21 protein-coding genes are annotated in these 17,184 nt (G+C 67.4%); 7 read left to right on the top strand and 14 right to left on the bottom strand.

The window, feature by feature from the left end:
• Window positions 1-14: 14 nt before the first annotated feature.
• Together AC1DCG_RS03210 and AC1DCG_RS03205 are read right to left on the bottom strand one after the other, a co-directional pair.
• Complete coding sequence (locus AC1DCG_RS03210) at window positions 15-1,085, bottom strand: aldo/keto reductase (RefSeq protein WP_477028267.1); 1,071 nt, start codon at window positions 1,083-1,085, stop codon at window positions 15-17.
• A gap of 251 nt (window positions 1,086-1,336) precedes the next feature.
• Window positions 1,337-2,236, bottom strand: a complete 900-nt coding sequence (locus tag AC1DCG_RS03205) for a LysR substrate-binding domain-containing protein (protein ID WP_477036383.1) — start codon at window positions 2,234-2,236, stop codon at window positions 1,337-1,339.
• A gap of 118 nt (window positions 2,237-2,354) precedes the next feature.
• Between AC1DCG_RS03205 and AC1DCG_RS03200 the strand changes: the two genes are divergently transcribed.
• Window positions 2,355-2,747 (top strand): RidA family protein, encoded by a 393-nt coding sequence (locus tag AC1DCG_RS03200; protein ID WP_477028265.1) that lies wholly within the window; start codon window positions 2,355-2,357, stop codon window positions 2,745-2,747.
• A gap of 207 nt (window positions 2,748-2,954) precedes the next feature.
• Here AC1DCG_RS03200 and AC1DCG_RS03195 read toward each other — a convergent pair whose 3' ends face one another.
• From AC1DCG_RS03195 to AC1DCG_RS03180, 4 genes are all read right to left on the bottom strand, one after another.
• Window positions 2,955-3,653, bottom strand: a complete 699-nt coding sequence (locus AC1DCG_RS03195; RefSeq protein WP_477028264.1) for a hypothetical protein — start codon at window positions 3,651-3,653, stop codon at window positions 2,955-2,957.
• Window positions 3,654-4,123: 470 nt separating this feature from the next.
• Window positions 4,124-4,552 carry a GNAT family N-acetyltransferase gene (locus tag AC1DCG_RS03190; protein ID WP_477028263.1) on the bottom strand — a complete coding sequence of 143 codons (429 nt, stop codon included), beginning with the start codon at window positions 4,550-4,552 and terminating at the stop codon, window positions 4,124-4,126.
• A gap of 130 nt (window positions 4,553-4,682) precedes the next feature.
• Window positions 4,683-5,489, bottom strand: coding sequence for a MerR family transcriptional regulator (locus tag AC1DCG_RS03185; RefSeq protein ID WP_477036382.1), 807 nt, complete (start codon window positions 5,487-5,489; stop codon window positions 4,683-4,685).
• A gap of 146 nt (window positions 5,490-5,635) precedes the next feature.
• Window positions 5,636-5,803 carry a hypothetical protein gene (locus tag AC1DCG_RS03180; RefSeq protein WP_477028261.1) on the bottom strand — a complete coding sequence of 56 codons (168 nt, stop codon included), beginning with the start codon at window positions 5,801-5,803 and terminating at the stop codon, window positions 5,636-5,638.
• Between the two features lie 157 nt (window positions 5,804-5,960).
• On the opposite strand from AC1DCG_RS03180, the gene AC1DCG_RS03175 reads away from it, so the two are divergent.
• Entirely contained in the window at window positions 5,961-7,742 is a 1,782-nt protein-coding gene (locus AC1DCG_RS03175; protein WP_477028260.1) for an ATP-binding protein, read from the top strand.
• A 218-nt stretch (window positions 7,743-7,960) separates the two neighbouring features.
• Here the strand turns inward: AC1DCG_RS03175 and AC1DCG_RS03170 are convergent, their stop codons facing one another.
• The 6 genes from AC1DCG_RS03170 to AC1DCG_RS03145 all read right to left on the bottom strand — a co-directional run bounded on the left by AC1DCG_RS03170 (window position 7,961) and on the right by AC1DCG_RS03145 (window position 11,145).
• Window positions 7,961-8,260, bottom strand: coding sequence for a transcriptional regulator (locus tag AC1DCG_RS03170; RefSeq protein WP_477028259.1), 300 nt, complete (start codon window positions 8,258-8,260; stop codon window positions 7,961-7,963).
• Window positions 8,257-8,724, bottom strand: a complete 468-nt coding sequence (locus AC1DCG_RS03165; RefSeq protein WP_477028258.1) for a hypothetical protein — start codon at window positions 8,722-8,724, stop codon at window positions 8,257-8,259. Before AC1DCG_RS03165 ends, AC1DCG_RS03170 begins: the two co-directional genes overlap by 4 nt.
• 662 nt (window positions 8,725-9,386) lie before the next feature.
• The gene (locus tag AC1DCG_RS03160; RefSeq protein ID WP_165257178.1) at window positions 9,387-9,638 is read right to left on the bottom strand and encodes a hypothetical protein; all 252 of its coding nucleotides are present in this window, start codon (window positions 9,636-9,638) and stop codon (window positions 9,387-9,389) included.
• A gap of 210 nt (window positions 9,639-9,848) precedes the next feature.
• Window positions 9,849-10,172 carry a hypothetical protein gene (locus AC1DCG_RS03155; RefSeq protein ID WP_165257177.1) on the bottom strand — a complete coding sequence of 108 codons (324 nt, stop codon included), beginning with the start codon at window positions 10,170-10,172 and terminating at the stop codon, window positions 9,849-9,851.
• A complete protein-coding gene (locus AC1DCG_RS03150) occupies window positions 10,169-10,942 on the bottom strand; it encodes an exodeoxyribonuclease III (RefSeq protein ID WP_477028257.1) in 774 nt (257 codons plus the stop codon). Before AC1DCG_RS03150 ends, AC1DCG_RS03155 begins: the two co-directional genes overlap by 4 nt.
• 8 nt (window positions 10,943-10,950) lie before the next feature.
• A complete protein-coding gene (locus tag AC1DCG_RS03145; protein WP_165257175.1) occupies window positions 10,951-11,145 on the bottom strand; it encodes a DUF3606 domain-containing protein in 195 nt (64 codons plus the stop codon).
• 205 nt (window positions 11,146-11,350) lie between these two features.
• Here AC1DCG_RS03145 and AC1DCG_RS03140 point away from each other — a divergent pair, with 205 nt between their 5' ends.
• On the top strand, window positions 11,351-11,767 hold the full coding sequence (locus AC1DCG_RS03140) for a hypothetical protein (protein ID WP_477028256.1): 417 nt from the start codon (window positions 11,351-11,353) through the stop codon (window positions 11,765-11,767).
• Window positions 11,768-11,869: 102 nt separating this feature from the next.
• The gene (locus AC1DCG_RS03135; protein WP_477028255.1) at window positions 11,870-12,376 is read left to right on the top strand and encodes a pyridoxamine 5'-phosphate oxidase family protein; all 507 of its coding nucleotides are present in this window, start codon (window positions 11,870-11,872) and stop codon (window positions 12,374-12,376) included.
• Between the two features lie 154 nt (window positions 12,377-12,530).
• Here AC1DCG_RS03135 and AC1DCG_RS03130 read toward each other — a convergent pair whose 3' ends face one another.
• Complete coding sequence (locus tag AC1DCG_RS03130) at window positions 12,531-13,760, bottom strand: class I SAM-dependent methyltransferase (RefSeq protein ID WP_477028254.1); 1,230 nt, start codon at window positions 13,758-13,760, stop codon at window positions 12,531-12,533.
• A gap of 187 nt (window positions 13,761-13,947) precedes the next feature.
• On the opposite strand from AC1DCG_RS03130, the gene AC1DCG_RS03125 reads away from it, so the two are divergent.
• Complete coding sequence (locus AC1DCG_RS03125; RefSeq protein ID WP_477028253.1) at window positions 13,948-14,508, top strand: sigma-70 family RNA polymerase sigma factor; 561 nt, start codon at window positions 13,948-13,950, stop codon at window positions 14,506-14,508.
• Window positions 14,505-15,140, top strand: coding sequence for a cadmium/peroxide/UV radiation responsive anti-sigma factor ChrR (gene chrR, locus AC1DCG_RS03120; protein ID WP_477028252.1), 636 nt, complete (start codon window positions 14,505-14,507; stop codon window positions 15,138-15,140). Before AC1DCG_RS03125 ends, chrR begins: the two co-directional genes overlap by 4 nt.
• Before the next feature lie 46 nt (window positions 15,141-15,186).
• Here the strand turns inward: chrR and AC1DCG_RS03115 are convergent, their stop codons facing one another.
• Window positions 15,187-16,002 carry a DUF3313 family protein gene (locus AC1DCG_RS03115; protein WP_477028251.1) on the bottom strand — a complete coding sequence of 272 codons (816 nt, stop codon included), beginning with the start codon at window positions 16,000-16,002 and terminating at the stop codon, window positions 15,187-15,189.
• 212 nt (window positions 16,003-16,214) lie between these two features.
• Here AC1DCG_RS03115 and trbB point away from each other — a divergent pair, with 212 nt between their 5' ends.
• Window positions 16,215-17,165 (top strand): P-type conjugative transfer ATPase TrbB, encoded by a 951-nt coding sequence (trbB, locus tag AC1DCG_RS03110; RefSeq protein WP_477028250.1) that lies wholly within the window; start codon window positions 16,215-16,217, stop codon window positions 17,163-17,165.
• Window positions 17,166-17,184 lie beyond the last annotated feature (19 nt).

Below are 17,184 nucleotides of genomic sequence, written 5' to 3'. Positions count from 1 at the left end.
TTTCTGCTGAGGTTTCAGCGCCGGGCCTGCAGCGTCGAGGCGCCGAAGATCAGCTGCTGGGCCATGGGGCGGCCGATGAAGCGGTCGGGGAAGATCGGCGCCGGGGCGCTTGCCGCATTCAGTCGGGCCAGCTGGTCGTCGTCGAGGGTCACGCCCAGGGCGCCGAAGTTGTCCTGCGCCTGCTCCAGCGTGCGCGCGCCCATGATCGGCGAGACGACGGCGGGATTGGCCAGGGTCCAGGCGATGGCCACCTGCGAGCGCGACACGCCCAGTTCCGCGGCGACCTCACCGACGACGTCGGCGATGTCGAGCGAACGCTGATTGAGGTGGCCGGTGGAGGCGATCACGCCCTTGCGGTCGGCCGCGACGTCGGAGCCGTTGTCGTCCGAGAGGTCCTCGCGACGGTACTTGCCCGTCAGGATGCCGCCGCCCAGCGGGGACCACGGCATGACGCCCAGGCCCAGCTCGCGCGCCATCGGCATCAGCTCGTGCTCGACGGTGCGCTCGACCAGACTGTACTCGATCTGCAGGGCCACCAGCGGCGCCCAGCCGCGCAGGTCGGCGATCGACTGGAGCTGCGCGACCCGCCAGGCCGGGGTGTTGCAGATGCCGACATAGAGGATCTTGCCGGCCCGCACGAGGTCGTCCAGGGCGCGCAGCACCTCCTCGGGACTGGTGGTGAAGTCCCAGGCGTGGAGGTACATCAGGTCGATGCGGTCGGTGTCGAGCTGGCGCAGGCTGGTCTCGACCGAGCGGACCAGGTTGTAGCGGTGGTTGCCCCCCGAATTGATGTTCGACGGATCGCGCGCCATCGTGAACTTGGTGGCGACCACCATCCGCTCGCGCTTGTCCTTGATGAAGCCGCCCAGCATCCGTTCGGACGCGCCGTCCGTGTAGTTGACGGCCGTGTCCACGAAGTTGCCCCCGCGATCGACATAGGCGTCGAAGATCCGGCGGGCGTCGGTCTCGTCCGCGCCCCAGCCCCAGTCGGAGCCGAAGGTCATGGTTCCCAGCGACAGCGGCGATACGCGAAGCCCGGAGCGGCCAAGCAGGCGGTAGTGGTCGAGAGCGGTCTTGATGGTCATCGCGATCTCCTTTCGGGAGGTTGGGGTGGAGGGTTCTCGTGCCGCCGAAGCAGCTGTCGAAACCTAGCCACGCCTCATTGTCGCGATAAGTCGGTCATTGGTGTCCAATATGGTTAGATATTCTAACCAATGCTGACGGCGAGGCGGATCTACAGAGCGCGCGGCCGCGCGTCGGATCCGAGCCGAGAAGCTGTGGTGGTCGCCGCCGCCTCCACAGGCCTTAGTACCGGCCGGGGAGGGGAAGTTCCTCTTCAGCCCGCCTTGCTGACTTCCCGAACGATGTCGAGGAACGCCCGCAGCGCGGAGGGGACGCTGCGATGTCCCGGATAGTAGACGGCCGCGGCTTCGGTGGTCTGGAGCCACGGCGACAACACTTCGCGCAGCTGTCCGGCGGCGAGCGCGGCGGCGGCCGCGGCCTCGACCACATACGCCACGCCGAGGCCACAGACAGCGGCCTCGACCATCAGCTCCTCGTCGTCGAGCACGACGGGCCCGGTCACATCGACTGAAAGCACTTGGCCGTTTCGCTCGAAATCCCAGCGATAGAGCCTGCCGCCGGGCAGCCGGTGGCCGATGCAGAGGTGTGTCTTGAGATCGTCGGGGGTCTTGGGCGAGCCCACGCGATCCAGATAGGCGGGCGACGCCACGCAGACAAACCGCATGGGGCGGGTCAACGGCACGGCGATCATGTCCCGCGGTATGGAGCCGACCAGTCGCACGCCGGCGTCGAAGCCGCCGGCCACGATATCCACCAGCTCGCCCTCGACGACGATGTCTATGCTCACCCCGGGGTGGCGGGCGGCCATCAGCGGGAGCACCTCCCTGACGATCAAGGCCGCGCCGACACGCGGCGCATTGATCCGCACCGCGCCTGTCACCTCGCCACGAAAGCCGGCGACGCTTTCGAGAGCGTCGTCCAGCGCGCCCAGCACCGGCTTCAGCCGGGCCAGCAGTTCCAGTCCGGCCTGGGTGGGCGCGACGCTGCGGGTCGTCCGGTTGAACAGGCGCACGCCAAGCCGGATCTCCAGCGCGCGGATCGTATGGCTCAAGGTGGAGGGAGCCGTCGCAAGCTCGTCGGCCGCTCGACGGAAGCTGCGATGGCTGGCGACCGCCACGAAGGCCGTCAGGTCGGTGATCGAAGGGCGCGACATTGATGGCGATTTCACATCAAGGCGTTCTGATTTCAAACTCTAATCAAACAGTCCGCGCCGCCGCATCTAAGCCCCGTCGACGGACTTTCCGCTGTCGGCCGTAGAAAAGGAGCACCTCATGGCCAAGCGCGACGCGATCTTTCCTAACCCCAAGAACGCCCTCAATGACCTTCACCAATACTCGCCGGCGATCCGGTCAGGCGACCTTCTCTTCGTGTCCGGCCAGGTCGGCGCACGCGGCGACGGTTCGCCCGAACCGGACTTCGAGGCCCAGGTCCGGCTGGCGTTCGCAAACCTGAAGGCGACGCTGGCGGCGGCCGGATGCGGACTGGACGACATCGTCGATGTGACCAGCTTTCATACCGATCCCGAGAGCCAGTTCGACACGGTCATGGCGGTCAAGAGCGAGGTGTTTCCGCAGGCGCCTTATCCAAATTGGACGGCGCTCGGCGTAACCTGGCTCGCCGGCTTCGACTTCGAGATCAAGGTCATTGCGCGCATTCCCTTGTAGCGGAGCTCGAACACGTGCGGGGCCAAGCCGAACAACGCCGGCCTGGCGCCGCACGCTCGGCGAAAGCGGGCCTAAGGACTGATTGCTGAGGGACGCAAGGACGGGAATTGGCGCTGACCCAACCGCGTCGACACCCCCGAGACCGTTTCGCGCGCAATCGCCGGCGCGGCTCTGTCTTGGTGCGAAAGCACCTGATCCTCACGACGCCTAGGACGTGACCCGCACGCCGTTGAAATGGGCCAGAGTGCCGGGGCCGATCCAGAGCGCCACGGCGCCCTTGGCGTCGGCGCCGTGCTTGAGGTCGCTGACGATCAGGGTCGGCTGCTCGGCGCCGTCGACATGGAGCCGGGCGCTGGCGCCGACCACGACGATCCGCACATGCGTCCACCGACCAGGCTCGAGATCGACATAGGTCTCGTACTGGGACGGGGCTTCGGCGCGCAGCCGTTCCCAGGGATAAGCGGGGTGGGAGATGTACTGGACGGCATGGTTGCGACGTAACTGGTCTTCGGCCCGACCGTTGGTGGGACGCAGATAGATGGCCTCGAGCTTGCCCTCGTCGTGCACCCGAAAGGCCACGCCCACGAAGCCCCTGGCCGTGGCGCTGGCCGTGGCGCTGGGCGCGCCGCTGATCCAGGCCTCAATGACGCCGTCGCCGAAGGCGGGCGTGTCCAGCATCACCAGCCGGTCGAGCCCCGGAGCGTTTTCTAACGCTGTGGCGCGCAGGGCCGGACGGCCCTGATACTCCGTTCGCGCCGTCTCAACGCCGATCGCCCGGATCGCTCCAGCCTCCAGTCCCGTCCCGACGACGCGCGGCGCGGCGAGGGCCGCCAGGGACCTGGCCGAGGCGATCGACAGCGCCGCGCCGCCGATCGCGGCTCGACGGGTTTGAGCATTGCCGGACATTGAAGGCTCGCGGTGATGGGACGACGCGAGTTTCATGGTCATGCATGGCCGGATCAAGGCCATGCTTGGCGGGGCTCAACCTGACCCGAAGTGAATGAGCATCGTCTTCCCATCGACAGGTCTCAGGCTTGGCGGCCACGCCGACTGCTTGTTYGGCTCATCGCATTTGCGCAGGTAGGTCAATCCGAAAATGGCGCTAGTACGCTGCAAGCCCTTCACCGAAATCGCCGTCGGCACGCCTGCGCAGCGCCTCGCCAACGCCGACAGTGTTGCTCGGTTGCTTAGGCGAGCTGAACAAGCGAGTCTCTGCTGAGCCGAGCGTCCTCGGCGGAAGGGAGCGTTCAACTCGCCCGTGGAGAGCGGCCTTTCCGCTTTCACTCTTAGGGACCAGGATAAGGATGGTGATCGCCGCCGCGCGCCACCTCGCCCGAGTTGCAGTCGCGGCCGCCCCGCCTGTAAGGGCGAGCGCTCTAAATCCGCGCCCGGAAGTGAAAAGCGTCCACCGCCATCCCCTCGCGGAAGTAGAAACGGTGGGCCTGCTCGCGGACGACGTTGGAGATCAGCTCCACCTGTGTGCAGTCCAGGCGCTTGGCCTCGGCCTTCAGCCAGTCCAGCAGCGCCTTGCCGTGGCCGCGCGAGCGCTCGGTCGGATCGGCCACCAGGTCGTCGATGCTCAGCAGCCGGCCACAATACAGCATGTCCTGCACCCGCCACCCGGCCACGGCCCGCACCACGCCGTCCTCGACCAGCGCGGTCAGCTGATAGCCATCGCTGTCCATCAGCGCCCGGATCCGCGCGACATAGGTCTCGCGGGTCAGCATGGGGCGGAGATGCGCCATGACCTCGAACGTGGCGAGGATCTCGGCATCGGTGGCGGGGCGCAAAAGAGTGGAGGTCATGCGGCGGGGCTTCTTCTTTTGGGGCGCGAAAGCGTGTGTTGCTCTGGCGCGATGCCAACTGGTCGTATGGGTCCATGGTCGCCTGCTTCGCTGCAGCTTGGGCGGCCGCCGCGAAGCAGACTTGTTGGTTCTAGTTCGCGGTTTGCGGGCTGGGCATGATACCGGCCGAAATCGCAGCGCCGTAGGCTTCGGAGACGAAGTCCATCAGCGCATTGCCCGACCCGGACGCGCCGGTGAACGCGGGCTGCTCATTGGCTTCACGTGCCGCCGCCTTCATTTTTCTGGTCAAGGTCGGGTCGCCGCCCGTCGCTGCGAACACCTTGCCCATCCAGCGGCGCGCGAGATCCATCGCCGCCGGCGAGCACGGGTCGCCCGCTTGCATCAGCCGCGTTGCCTCCTCGTGCAGCACGGCCCAGTCTGTGTCTGGCTTGTCCATGCCCTGGAAGCCATTGGACGCCAGCGTCGCTTGGTCGTCAGGCGTGAAATGCTTGTTGGCGATGGCCTGGTAGGCGGCGGCCAGATCCTGTGTGCGTTCTTCGGTCATAGCTATTTCCTTGGTGAGGTTCATCAGGTCATCCGAGGAGAGGTCGCCAAGCCGTGCGAGCTTGAGCCGGGCCGCTGACAGAAGGCCGAGCGCCACCTCGACCCGCCTTGCTTCCTGTCGCAGCACGTCTTCGTGCAGCTCCAGAAACCTGGCCAGGTCTGGGAGGCCGCCCGCCAGCAGTTCGGCGATCCGACTGAGCGGAAAGCCGAAGCTCTTGAGCGCGATGATCTGATGCAGGCGCGCGATCTGCTCGGGGCCGTAGACCCGCCAGCCGGCGAGGGTCCTTTCGGCTCGAAGCAGTCCGTGGGCCTCGTACAGCCGCAGCGCCTTCCCGCTGACGCCGAAGCGGCGGGCAGCTTCAGCCGAGCGGAGATACGCACCAGTCTTGGTCATGTGACGCCTTCCTCGAACGCTTTGCTGTATCCGGCCGGCCCTTGGGGCCGGTGCAAGCGGAAAAGCGCCGTTCGTCATCGCAGCCCGTACTGTGTGGGTTGGCCTCGCCTGCGGGGCGGAGGCGACCCACTTGAGCCAGCGCGCCCTCAGCGACGGGCGTAGCTCAGCAGCCAAAGTCCCAGGTGCAGCGCCGCCAGCTCCAGATCGGCGCCCAACAGGGCGTCACGGGGCGGTGTAGCGGCGGCGCACCGGTCGAGGTCAGGTGTCTCGGCCAGGCTGCTCCAGCCTTTTTCGCCGCCCGGCGCTTTCTTCACAACGCGTGATCAACGTCGGCCGCAGAAACCCGGAATATCATTTGATAGTTTTCGGTCCGGTCCGAGCGACTTTACTGTCGCTTCGCGACGGATTGTCGCGGGATGTTCTGTTTGGGCCTTATCGAACTGTTAAATCGCCGCGAGCGAGTATGGATGAATGCGACAGGAAGACTGGTATGGTATTGCTCACCGAAGGGTGCGGGAGTTCCCCCTTCGGCTTTTCTTCAGCGTCGGCATCGCGGCGGCGATCTATCTCAACCACGCCAGCGCTTGGCCTGCGGTCTGGCTGGCCGCCACCGTGGCGGCTCAACTCGTCACCTCGTGGCTTTCCCGGCCGATGCGCGAGGCCGGCTGTCAGCCCAGCGAACCGCGCAAGCGCCTGTTCATCGCGTCGGTGGCCCTGAGCACCGCCATCTTCGCGAGCGTGGCCCCTGCGGCCTGGTTCAACGAAGGATGGCAGGGCCGGGTCTTGGCTGTGACGGTGCTGGCCGGGGGCGTGATGAACGTTCGGCTTCACGCCAGTTCTTCGGCCGCCATGCTCTGGGCGGGCACGACCCCTTTCATCTGCCTGTTGATCGGCCTGCCGCTCTATTCCCTGGCCACCGAGCCCGGAAAGGGGGCCGCGGCCTTCGTCTGTGTGGCCAACCTCATGTATGTGGCGCATCTGGCGGCGGCGACGCGGCGTGGCCTGGCCGACGCCCGGGCGGTTGCGACCTCCCTGGCCCTGGCGCAGCAGACCGGCGACGCCCTGAAGGAGGCTGCGGCCAAGGCCGACGCGGCCAACGACGCCAAGTCGCAATTCCTGGCCAATATGAGCCACGAGATCCGCACGCCCCTCAATGGCGTGCTGGGTGTCGCCGGCGCTTTGGCGCGCACGCCCTTGACCAAGGCGCAGCGCAACATGGTCGAACTGGTCGAGAGCTCCGCCAGAACCTTGGAGACGCTGCTGACCGACATTCTGGACTTGGCTCGGATCGAGGCTGGGAAGCTGGAATTGCGAGCCGAGCCCTTTGACCTGGGGGCGTCGGTGGGGGCTTGCGCCGAACTGTTCAACGCCGCAGCCCAGGCCAAGGGTCTTGATCTCACGGTCGATGTCAGCCCGGACGCGGCGGGGACCTTCGTTGGCGACGCCATACGGATCCGGCAGATCCTGTCGAACCTCCTCAGCAATGCGGTCAAGTTCACCTCTGCGGGCCAGATCCGCCTTTCGGTGAGGCTTGCCCAGACCCAGATGAATTCGACCGTCATATTCGAGGTCAGCGACACCGGCATCGGCTTCGACGAGGGGACCAAGGCGCGGCTTTTTTCCCGCTTCGAGCAGGCTGACGGCTCCAACACCCGCTCATACGGAGGCAGCGGGCTGGGGCTGGCGATCTCCCAGTCATTGGCCCAGGCGATGGGCGGCAGGCTGGAGGCCGAAGGGCGCCGTGGCCAGGGGGCGACCTTCACATTCGTCGCGCCGCTGCCGCGCGGCCAGGCTCCGGCGCATGGGGCGGCGGGCCTGGAGGGTTGTGACGCCCAAGCGCCCCTGGCCGGTATGCGCGTCCTCCTGGCCGAGGATCATCCAACCAACCGGCGGGTGGTTGAGCTGATCCTCCGCGCAACGGGTATTGACCTGATCAGCGTCGAGAACGGCGCCGAAGCGGTGGCGGCCTATCAGCACGGCGCTTTCGACATGATCCTGATGGACATGCAGATGCCCGTCATGGACGGCCTGACCGCCATCAGGCGTATCCGCGCGCTTGAGGCGGCTGAAGGCCGGACCAGGACACAGGTCCACGTACTGACCGCCAATGCGATGCCTGAACACGTCCAGGCGTCGCTGGCGGCGGGAGCCGACGGCCATCTGTCCAAACCGATCCAGGCAAGCCTTTTGATCGAGCGCTGCGGCGCCGTCTTCGCGCCAAGGTCAGACCTCGCGCGAGCCGCTCCTGAGTGAGTCTGAAACTAGCCATCGACGCTTGCGGCGGACGAAGACTGGACGGGCCTCATCTGACAAGATGACGCCCTGCAGGCTGGCCAGGCTTGAGGCGGACTTGGACACAGGCGAGGGTCTGGCGGTTGAAGCCCCAGAGCCCTCATGGCCGAGGCTGCGGCGGCGGGGACGAGGTGCAGAGCGGTCTGGCCGCCTCGACGACGCTTACCGGCCCCGAGTGCTCAGACTTCAGGGACGCCCTGCATCATCGCCTTCAGCGCGGCCAAATGGCCTTTCACCGCTTTGCGGCCGGTGGAGGTCAGCGCCGTCCAGGTGCGAAGTCGGCCCTCCGACGGGCTCTTGCTGACCTTCAGGTAACCCGCTTCCTCCAGGGTCTTGATGTGCTTAGAAAGCACCGATTCCGAGACGTCCAGCGCCTCGCGGAGGGTGGCGAAATCAATGGTGTCGACGCTCGCCAGCATACAGCAGATCTGCAGGCGGTTGGGGGCGTGGATGACCGGATCTAGGGCGGCGAGGCTCACAGGGCGGCGCCGTCGCGCAGGTCACGACGGAAGGCGGCCTCCCAAACAAAGCCGCCGATCGTGACCACCCCCGCAGCGAAAGCCCCGATGACGAACGGCGCGGCGACCAGAGCGTGCTCGCGCGCCAGCCATGCCGAGAGCAGGATCGACGAGGCCGTCAGGACCGCCAGGCCTGCGGCGACCCCGCGCGTGCGGCCGGCGCGGTAGCCGCTGACCCACATGCCGGTGTGGCGCTTGTAGGCTCGCACCAAGAGAGCAAGGCCCAGGAGGAAAACCACATAGTAGCCGATCAGTAGCGGGAAGGACTGTCCCTGCACGGCGACCAGGCCGCCCATCAACAGCCCCAAGGCGGGATGATACCAGATCGGGGCTCTGGCGCGGCGGGCCAGATCGGTGCTGACAGCCTCGACCTTGGCCAGCATACGGGCGGCTTCGGCGGGATCGATCGACGGGGCGGGGCTCACAGGCGTCTCCTTACTTTCCATATAGGAAAGTAAGCTCCTACTTTCCGAAATGGCAAGTGAAAACTTTCCATGATGGAAAGTGATCCGTCGCGGTCGTTCAAAGGCATGGACGGACGTCTCGCGACCGCTCGTCGCTGTCGCACGGCGGGCGCAACTGATCCCGCGCGCCGTCGCAGGCGTCGCCCTGTCGATAGCCGAACGCCCCAGCCCGCTACCCCAAGCTATCGTTGTTGACCTCGATGGTGTTTGCGACCGGGCGTCCCCTCGCCACGACCGGCGGGCGCGAGGCGGAACGGCGACTTTTGGCGGGAGCGTCCAGCGCGCGCAGTCGGCGCGCGAGCGACTTTTTCTGGCGGCGTCTTGACGAATTTCCGCACTGTCCTAATTCAACGCGTGCTTGCCGGGCGCCGACAGCGCCCGGCGGTTCCCCGAGCCGTTGAGGACTTTGGCCAAGTGTTCGACGCGGCTTTCCGCTGCGACCATCGATCGGCTGCCGGCCAGCGGCGATCGGCGACGCGACGCCCAGCAGCCCATAGGGGCGAAGAGCGGACAGATTGCGAAGGCTGCGGCTAGAATGCAGTATCAAGCCCGGGAGCCGCGTCGCGCCAGGGGCGGAGCGTCCTCGTGGCGAGGAGATCATAGCGCCAACGATCGCCGTCGGATCAGTGACGGGTCGGCGCCGGAAAATGCTCGGCGAGGTAGGCCTTGATTATGGCGGCGCCTTGCCGCCAGAGCGCCGTAGCGGCGTCGATATCGGCGGCGGCGTCCATGTCGCGGGTGACGCGCTCGACCTTGCGGCCAAGATCGCGATAAGCCGCTTCCTGGTTGGGCGACAGACGGCCGGCCTTGAGATCGTCCCGGATCATCATGATCCTCGCCAAAAGTGCATCGGCCTCGTCGTCGAACTCATCCACGCTTTGGACCCATCTCTTGCCGGCCCTGGCCGCGGCTCGGCGACCTCTTCCCGGTTCAAATGCGCGAATGAACGGCGAGTGCTGCAAACGCGCCTGCAGCGAGCACCACCAAGATGGCGAGACCGATCCAACCGGCCGGGGTCAGGATGCGAGCGGTCGGGCGTAGGCGGGGGGGCATGGTCGGAGGCTAGATCACGACGGGCGGTCGCGCTAGCCGCCGCCTTGGGCCGCCCACCAATCCGCATAGGGCGTGGTCTTGGCCAGGCGCCGGGTCAGATCCGGTGCGCCGTCGGCCCACCAGACCGCTCCACGCTCGCCAAGCTCGACTTTTGCGGCCTGCACCTCTGCTCTTGCGGCGGCAAGAGCCGCGCCGTCGCCGGCGGCGCGCGCCCAGCGCACGGCCCGTCGCGCGGTCATCAGTTGTTCGATGAGGGTTTGGCGTCGCGCGGGCGGCAGGTCGGGGTTGCTCCGACGCCAGAGCCTGCCGCGCACGACGATGTAACGCCCGTCGGGCGTGACGGGGGGAGAGGTCATGGATCGAGCAGGATCCAGGCTGGCGCGTGATCGCTGGCCCCGTCCTGGCCCCGAACCCAGCGGTCGACGCCCGCGTCCACGAGAACATCGGCAAGTCCGGGCGACAACAGCAGGTGATCGATGCGCAGGCCTTTGTCCTTGGGCCAGCGCTCACGAAGATAGGACCAGTAGGTATAGGGCGGGGCCATGGGGTGTGCTTTCCTCAAGGCGTCGGTCCACCCCTGGTCGAGCAATCGGCTGAAGGCCTCACGGGTCTCGATGCGCAGCAGGGCGTCGCCGCCGTAGGAATGCTTGGGGTAGATGTCGGCTTCGGTGGGCACGACGTTGTAGTCGCCTGCAAGGACGATGGGCGCTCCGCTGTCGAGCAAAGCGCGTGCGTGGGAAAGCAGGCTGTCGAACCACGCCAGCTTGTAGGTGAACTTGGGGCCCGGCGCGGGATTGCCGTTGGGAAGATAGAGGCAGCCGACGAGGACGCCGTTTACCGCCGCCTCGATGTAGCGCGCCTGCTTTGGATCGGGATCATGGGGGAGTGCGGTTCTGGTGAGGACCGGTGTCGCGCCCCGCGCGAGGATCGCCACGCCGTTCCAGGTGCGCTGGCCTTTCCAAACCGCGCCATAGCCCATCTGCTCCAGAGGCTCGGCCGGAAATCGGCCCTGTTCAGCCTTCAGTTCCTGCAGGCAGACCACATCGGGCTCGGCCTCGGCCAGCCAGTCCAGTAGATTGTCCAGTCGGCTGCCGACGTTGTTGATGTTGTAGGTGGCGATCCGCAAAGGCCGGCTCAGTCTGCGGCGTCGCGCGTGATGCGAACATGCTGGGCTACAGCGTCGCGGTCGGGTCCGATCTCGATCACGGCGCTGATCACGTCCGCCTCCGCCACGCCCAGACGATGCGCCCAGCGGGCCAGATCCATTGGGTCGTCGATGTCGATGCGTGGCGGCGCCGGGGACGTGGGGTGACGAGCGTGTTCGGACATGGGAAGGCTCCTGTCCCTCAAATTCCTCGTGCCAGGAGACGTTCCGGGCGCTAGGAGCTTGTAACAATTCGTTCCCATGCTCGCGCTCGCATGTCGCCGTGATGCAGCCTAACCTTGCGCCCATCGCTGGCTACGAGCTTTCGGGCGCCGGCGGCTGAGAGAGTGGTCATCGCCCCGTGCTCCCGCCTGCTGCGTGGAGTTCCGCATGACCAGCTACAGCTTCTATCCCTATCTTCCGAACGGCAGTTGCCTGACCTTCATGGTCGTCGATTTCGCCAGCGATGCGGAGGCGTTGGATTACGGCCGCCTTGCCTTGCTCGACCATGTCTCGGCGATCGACGTGGAGGTGTGGGATCAGGACCGGCTGGTCGGCGCCCTGGGCCTGCCCTCGATCTTGGCAAGACAGCTGCCTAGGCTGGATCCTTGCGAAACGGGCGAAAGGTCACCGAGTAGCGCAGAGCCGCCCCTGGCGGGATCGAGTGCTCCCAGATCTCGCGCGGGGGACCGGTCAGCACATAGGCCGAGCGCGGCGCGGGCCGCAGAGTGGCGCGCTCAAAACCGTCGCCGGGCGCCCGCCGAAAGCGCAAAGGACAGCCGGAGCCCCGCGAAAAGCCCGCGATGATCCCAAACTGCGGTCGGTCGCGTTCGCGGGGAACGTCGTTGCTTTGGCGAGCAACGGCGAGGCGAGCGAGACGTTGACGCACTTCCAAGCAAGGAGGCGCCCGTGAAAGAGCGGCAAGACGACAATCCCAAGCCCCCCGAAGAGGTGCGCGATCGCATCTGGGCGCTGGCCGAGAAGATCGACATCTGCATGTTCACCACCTGGGACGGCAGCGCGCAGCAAAGCCGGCCGCTTTCGGCCCGGGTGCGCCAGGGTGAGCACGCGATCTATTTCCTCGTCGATGAGAGCGGCGAGAAGAACGTCCAGCTCGAGCGATTTCCGGTGGTGTCCTGCGCCTGGGCCGACAACGGCGCCTACAAGTACGTGCTGATATCGGGGCAGGCCCGGCTGTCCAACGACCGGGCCAAGATCGCCGAGCTCTGGACCAAGGCCGACGAGGCCTGGTGGGAGGACGCCGATGATCCGACGATCCGGCTGCTGACCCTCATCCCCGAGCGCGGCGAGTTGTGGGACAGTCCTGGCAAGGCGGTGGCGCTGGTGAAGATGGCGGCCGCCGTCGTGACGGGCGCCGCGCCGCAGATGGGCGACAACGCCAAGGTCGACCTCTGAGGCAACCTCGTCGAGCGTCGCTCGCGCGAGGCGGCGACGCTCGATCCTGCAGCCCGCGGCGGAGGCCGGCGCCGGTCACCGCCGGCACTAGGGTCGGTGATGTTCATCGACTCTAGCCTTTAAGGACGGCGAGATCGCTGGGGCTGCAGGGCGCTCAACCGTGCCTGTCGATCGCCATCTGGATGACGTCGGTGCGGCCGGTGCGAAAGCCCGCCTCGCAGTAGGCGAGGTAGAAGGTCCACAGCCTGCGAAAGCGGCTGTCGAAGGTCTGGGACCCCTGGGCGATGAGCGGATAGGCCTTCTCGAAGCGCTGGGCCCACAGCGCCAGGGTCTTGGCGTAGTCCTGGCCGAACCGTTCGGTCCGCCGCCAGCGCAAGCCCCGGGCGGCGATCAGCGGCGCCAGTCGGTTCTCGGAAGGCAGGGCGCCGCCCGGGAACACGTAACGCTGGATGAAGTCGGTGCGGGCGTCGTAGTCGTCGAAAAGCGCGTCCTGGATGGTGATGACCTGGAGCCCGGCCCGGCCGCCGGGTTTTAGCAGCGAGCGCACCTTGTCGAAGTAGGCGCCCCAGTAGTCGCGCCCCACCGCCTCCAGCATCTCGATCGACGCCAGGCGGTCGAACTGGCCTTCGAGATCGGGGTAGTCGAGCAGGCGGATTTCGACCCGGTCGGCCAGCCCGGCCTCGAAGACCTTGCGGCGCGCGAAGTCATGCTGTTCGCGCGAGATGGTCACCGCGGTGACCCGTGCGCCGATCCTGGCGGCGGCGAACTGGGCGAAACCGCCCCAGCCGCAGCCGATCTCCACCATGCTGTGCCCGGGCTTGAGGTCCATCAGGGCGGCGAGCTGTTCGTACTTCGCTGTCTGGGCCGCTTCCAGCGATTGGCCCGGGTGTTCGAACCTGGCCGAGGAATAGGTCATGGTCTCGTCAAGCCAGGCTTCGTAGAACGCGTTTCCCAGGTCGTAGTGGGCGTGGATGTTGCGGCGCGATCCGGCCCGGGTGTTGGCTCGCAGCCGGTGAAACGCCCAATTGGCGACCCGCATCGGCAGTCCGCCGTCGAACAATCGCCGGATGTGGTCGTAGTTGTTGGCCAGGGTCGTCAGCAGGGTCGCCAGGTCGGGGCTTTCCCATTCCCCGGCCATGAAGCCCTCGGCAAAGCCGATGTCGCCATTGGCCAGGACCCTCGCTGCGAAGCGGGCGTCGCGCACGAGGATCGTCGCGGTCCGCCCCGGAAGCGCGCCGGCCAGGTGATGGCGCTCGCCGCCTGGCGTGACGATCGTCAGCTCTCCCCAAGTCCAGCGGGCCGAGAGCAGCCGCACCACGAAATCGAACAGGGCCGAGCCGCGCGGGCGGCCGGCGATGGGGAAATCCAGGGACGTGTCGCTCATCTGAGGCGGTCTCGTTGCGAGGGGCGCCCCGTAGGGGGCATGTCACGAGGCCTTACGGCCGAGCTCAGCGATCGGATGGGCGAGCGGGGTATTTTTTGCTTCTGGTGATCCAGCCGCGAGGCTCTGCCGTATCATCGCCATGCATGCGACTCGGGCCCTATCCGCACACCCTGCAAGCCGTCACGCCGTGAGCCCGTCACGCGCGCTCGACGAGCTCGTCGTCAGGGTCGGCGAAAACCGTGACCGTGAAGCCTTCGCGGGCCTGTTCGACCACTATGCGCCGCGGATCAAGGCGCTCCTGATGCGCGGCGGCGCCAGCGCCTCGGCGGCCGAGGAACTTGCCCAAGAAACCCTCCTGATGGTCTGGCGCAAGGCGCACCTTTTCGATCCGGCGCGCGCCTCGGCCGCAGCCTGGATATTCACCATCGCCCGCAACCTGCGGATCGACCATTTCCGGCGCGGCTCGGTGACGCTTCACGAGCTGGATTTTCATCTCGAGGCCGAAGAGCCCGCCCAGCCCGACGCCATCCTCAGCGGGGCGCAGGACGCCCAGCGGGTGAGGGCGGCCATGCTCAGTCTCAACGCCGACCAGGCTGCGGCCATTGAAATGGCCTTTTTCCAGGAACAGACCCATGCGGAGATATCCAGGACGCTCGGCGTACCGCTCGGGACGGTCAAGGCGCGTATCCGGTTTGGCATGATGAAGCTGCGGGCCTGCATCGAAAGGGACAGGGGGGACGCATCATGAGCCTTCGACGACAGCCCAGCGAAGAACGGCTGCTGGCCTTCGCCGCGGGGACCTTGAGCTTTCCCGAAGCCGTCGTCGTGGCCGCACACCTCAGCCTGCGGCCGGCCACGCGCCCCTGGGCCGATCTTGGCGCGGCCGTGGGCGGCGCGCTGCTCGACGACCAGGCGCCCGAAACGCTGAGTTCGCAGGCGCGGCGGGAGGTCATGGCGCGGCTCGACGCCATCGAGCCAGAGGGCGAACCCAGGCCAGCCTCCGCCGACCCGGTCCTGCCTGCGCCGCTCGACCAGTTCGCGCTCGGGCCCTGGCGCTGGCTGGGGCCGGGCGTGCACGTTCGCGACGTGCTCGGAACCCGGCAAGGCGATTGCCGCGTCATCCTGCTGAAGATCGCCTCGGGGCAATCGGCGCCCCGCCACACCCACGGCGGCGTCGAGTTGACCTGCGTGATCGACGGCGCCTACGCCACCGAGGACGGAGTGTTTTCGCGGGGGGATTTCGAAGAGGCCGATTCCAGCGTGACGCACCAGCCCAAGGTGGTCTCCAAGGGGCCATGCCTTTGCGTCGCCGCCCTCGATGGTCAGATCCTGCTGCCCGGCAGGCTGGGCAAGCTGCTGGCGCCTTTCGTTCGTCTTTAGGCGTCGGGTGACGCCGGCCTCGGCTGTCGATCGAGGCCGGCCGTCGTCATTTGGCCGGGGCTTGCTCTTGGCCGTCCTGAGGATCGCGATCCTGAGGTTTGCTCCCGCTCAGCTCCGGCTGATAGAGCCCAGTGGCCATGCGCACGATCAGCCCCTCAGGACGCAGTCGCGGGCCAAAGCGCGTGCACGGATCGGGCGTCGTCACCGGACGGGGCTTGCGTTCGCGCGGCGCCAGGGCGCTCGCCACGGCGTCGCCGAACGGTTCGGCCAGCTGATGGGCGTCCCCGATCGGCGACAGCGAAGGCTTGTCGGCGCCCAGGACCATGGCCTGGCGGCTCCACACCAGGGCGGCCGCCTGGGCGCCGCTGGGCGTAAGGAGTTCGGCTTCGGCCCAGAGCCCGCCCACGCCGCCTGGGACCCGCACCGACACGGGGCCCGGAATGAAGAAGTTGGCCGCCGCCGATGCGGCTGATCCGGCCTGATTGGTGCGGTCGATGCGGGTCACCCCGACCCTGACGGTCCCGGCCTCGGGGGAGGGCGCATCGATCAGGGTGAAGCGCTTGCTGAGCTCGTAGCAGACCTGCCGGTCGACCTCGGTCAGCACGGCCTGGCGATCGTCGTCATCGACCGACCGGGTCTGGCCGGCGTGGCTCGTGGCCGGCGCGATCCACAGCCGCTCTATGGTCGCGGCCATCGCCTCGTCGCGGCGCTCGTACACCGTGGCGCGGACGGTTCCGGGCCGCTTGCCCAGGCCCTCGTAGCTGGCGAGGAAGCCGGACTGCGAGACGCCGCCGCCGGCGCACGCCGTGCAGGCGGCGGCCAGGCCTGTCACGGCGGCCGTACGGATGACCTTGTCGAACATGTCGCCTCCTCTGTCGCGCTGGATACGGCGGCGACTGGATGCTGGATCACCATCAACGGCGCAGGCCGCAGGATCGCGGCCGGGGGGCGGCGTCGCATCGGAGACTGGTCCGCTCGATGGTCGCTCATTCCCGGAGTTTGTCGTTGCTGACGGCCTGTTGAAGGCGGGGCGGGCAGGGTCTTCTTAGTCGTCCCCGACACCAGGGGACCGCCATGGACCAGCCCGACGCCCAAGACCGCCCCCGCAGCGAGCGCATGCTCCGCGCGGCCCTGGGGCCGCTGCTGCTGGCCAGGCTCGAGGATCCGGGCGTGGCCGAATTGATGCTCAATCCAGACGGCCGGGTGTGGCTGGACCGGTTCGACGTCGGTCTGGTCGACGCCGAATTTTCGATGACCGCGGCCGACGCCGAGCGCGTGGTGCGTCTGGTGGCCCATCATGTCGACGTCGAGGTTCATGCCGGGCGGCCGCGGCTGTCGGCCGAGTTGCCGGGCTCGGGCGAGCGTTTCGAGGGATTGCTGCCGCCGATCGTCGCGGCCCCGACCTTTTCGATCCGTAAAGCCGCCCGGCAGGTTTTCAGCCTCGACGACTATGTCCGAAGCGGCGTGATGAACGCTGCGCAGGCGGCTGTGCTGGCCAAGGCCGTGCGCGAGCGCGTCAACATCCTGGTCGCCGGCCCGACCTCCAGCGGCAAGACCACCCTGGTCAACGCGCTGCTGGCCAAGGTCGCCGAGGGCTTCGACAGGGTCGTGCTCTGCGAGGACCTGCGCGAGCTGCAGTGCGCCGCGCCCAATCTCGTGGCGCTGCGCACGGTCGATGGCGCGGCCTCATTGACCGAGCTCGTGCGCTCGACCCTGCGCCTTCGGCCCGACCGGATCATCATCGGCGAGGTGAGGGGCCCCGAGGCCCTTGATCTGATCAAGGCCTGGGGGACGGGTCATCCGGGCGGGGTGGGCACTATTCACGCCGGCTCGGCTCTGGGGGCGCTGCTGCGGCTGGAGCAACTGATCCAGGAGGCGGTGGTCACCGTGCCGCGCGGTCTGATCGCCGAGACCGTGGGTCTCATCGCGGTCCTGGCCGGCCGCGGCCGTCAGCGCCGCCTGATTGAGCTCTCGCGCCTCGATGGCCTTGGGGCGGACGGCGCGTACCGCCTCAGTCCTGTCTGAGGGGTTTCCTTCAAGCTTT

Source organism: Caulobacter sp. 10L414 (genome assembly GCF_056395525.1).
The sequence above is the reverse complement of the archived record's forward strand: the minus strand, read 5'-3'. Positions and strand labels throughout refer to the sequence as shown.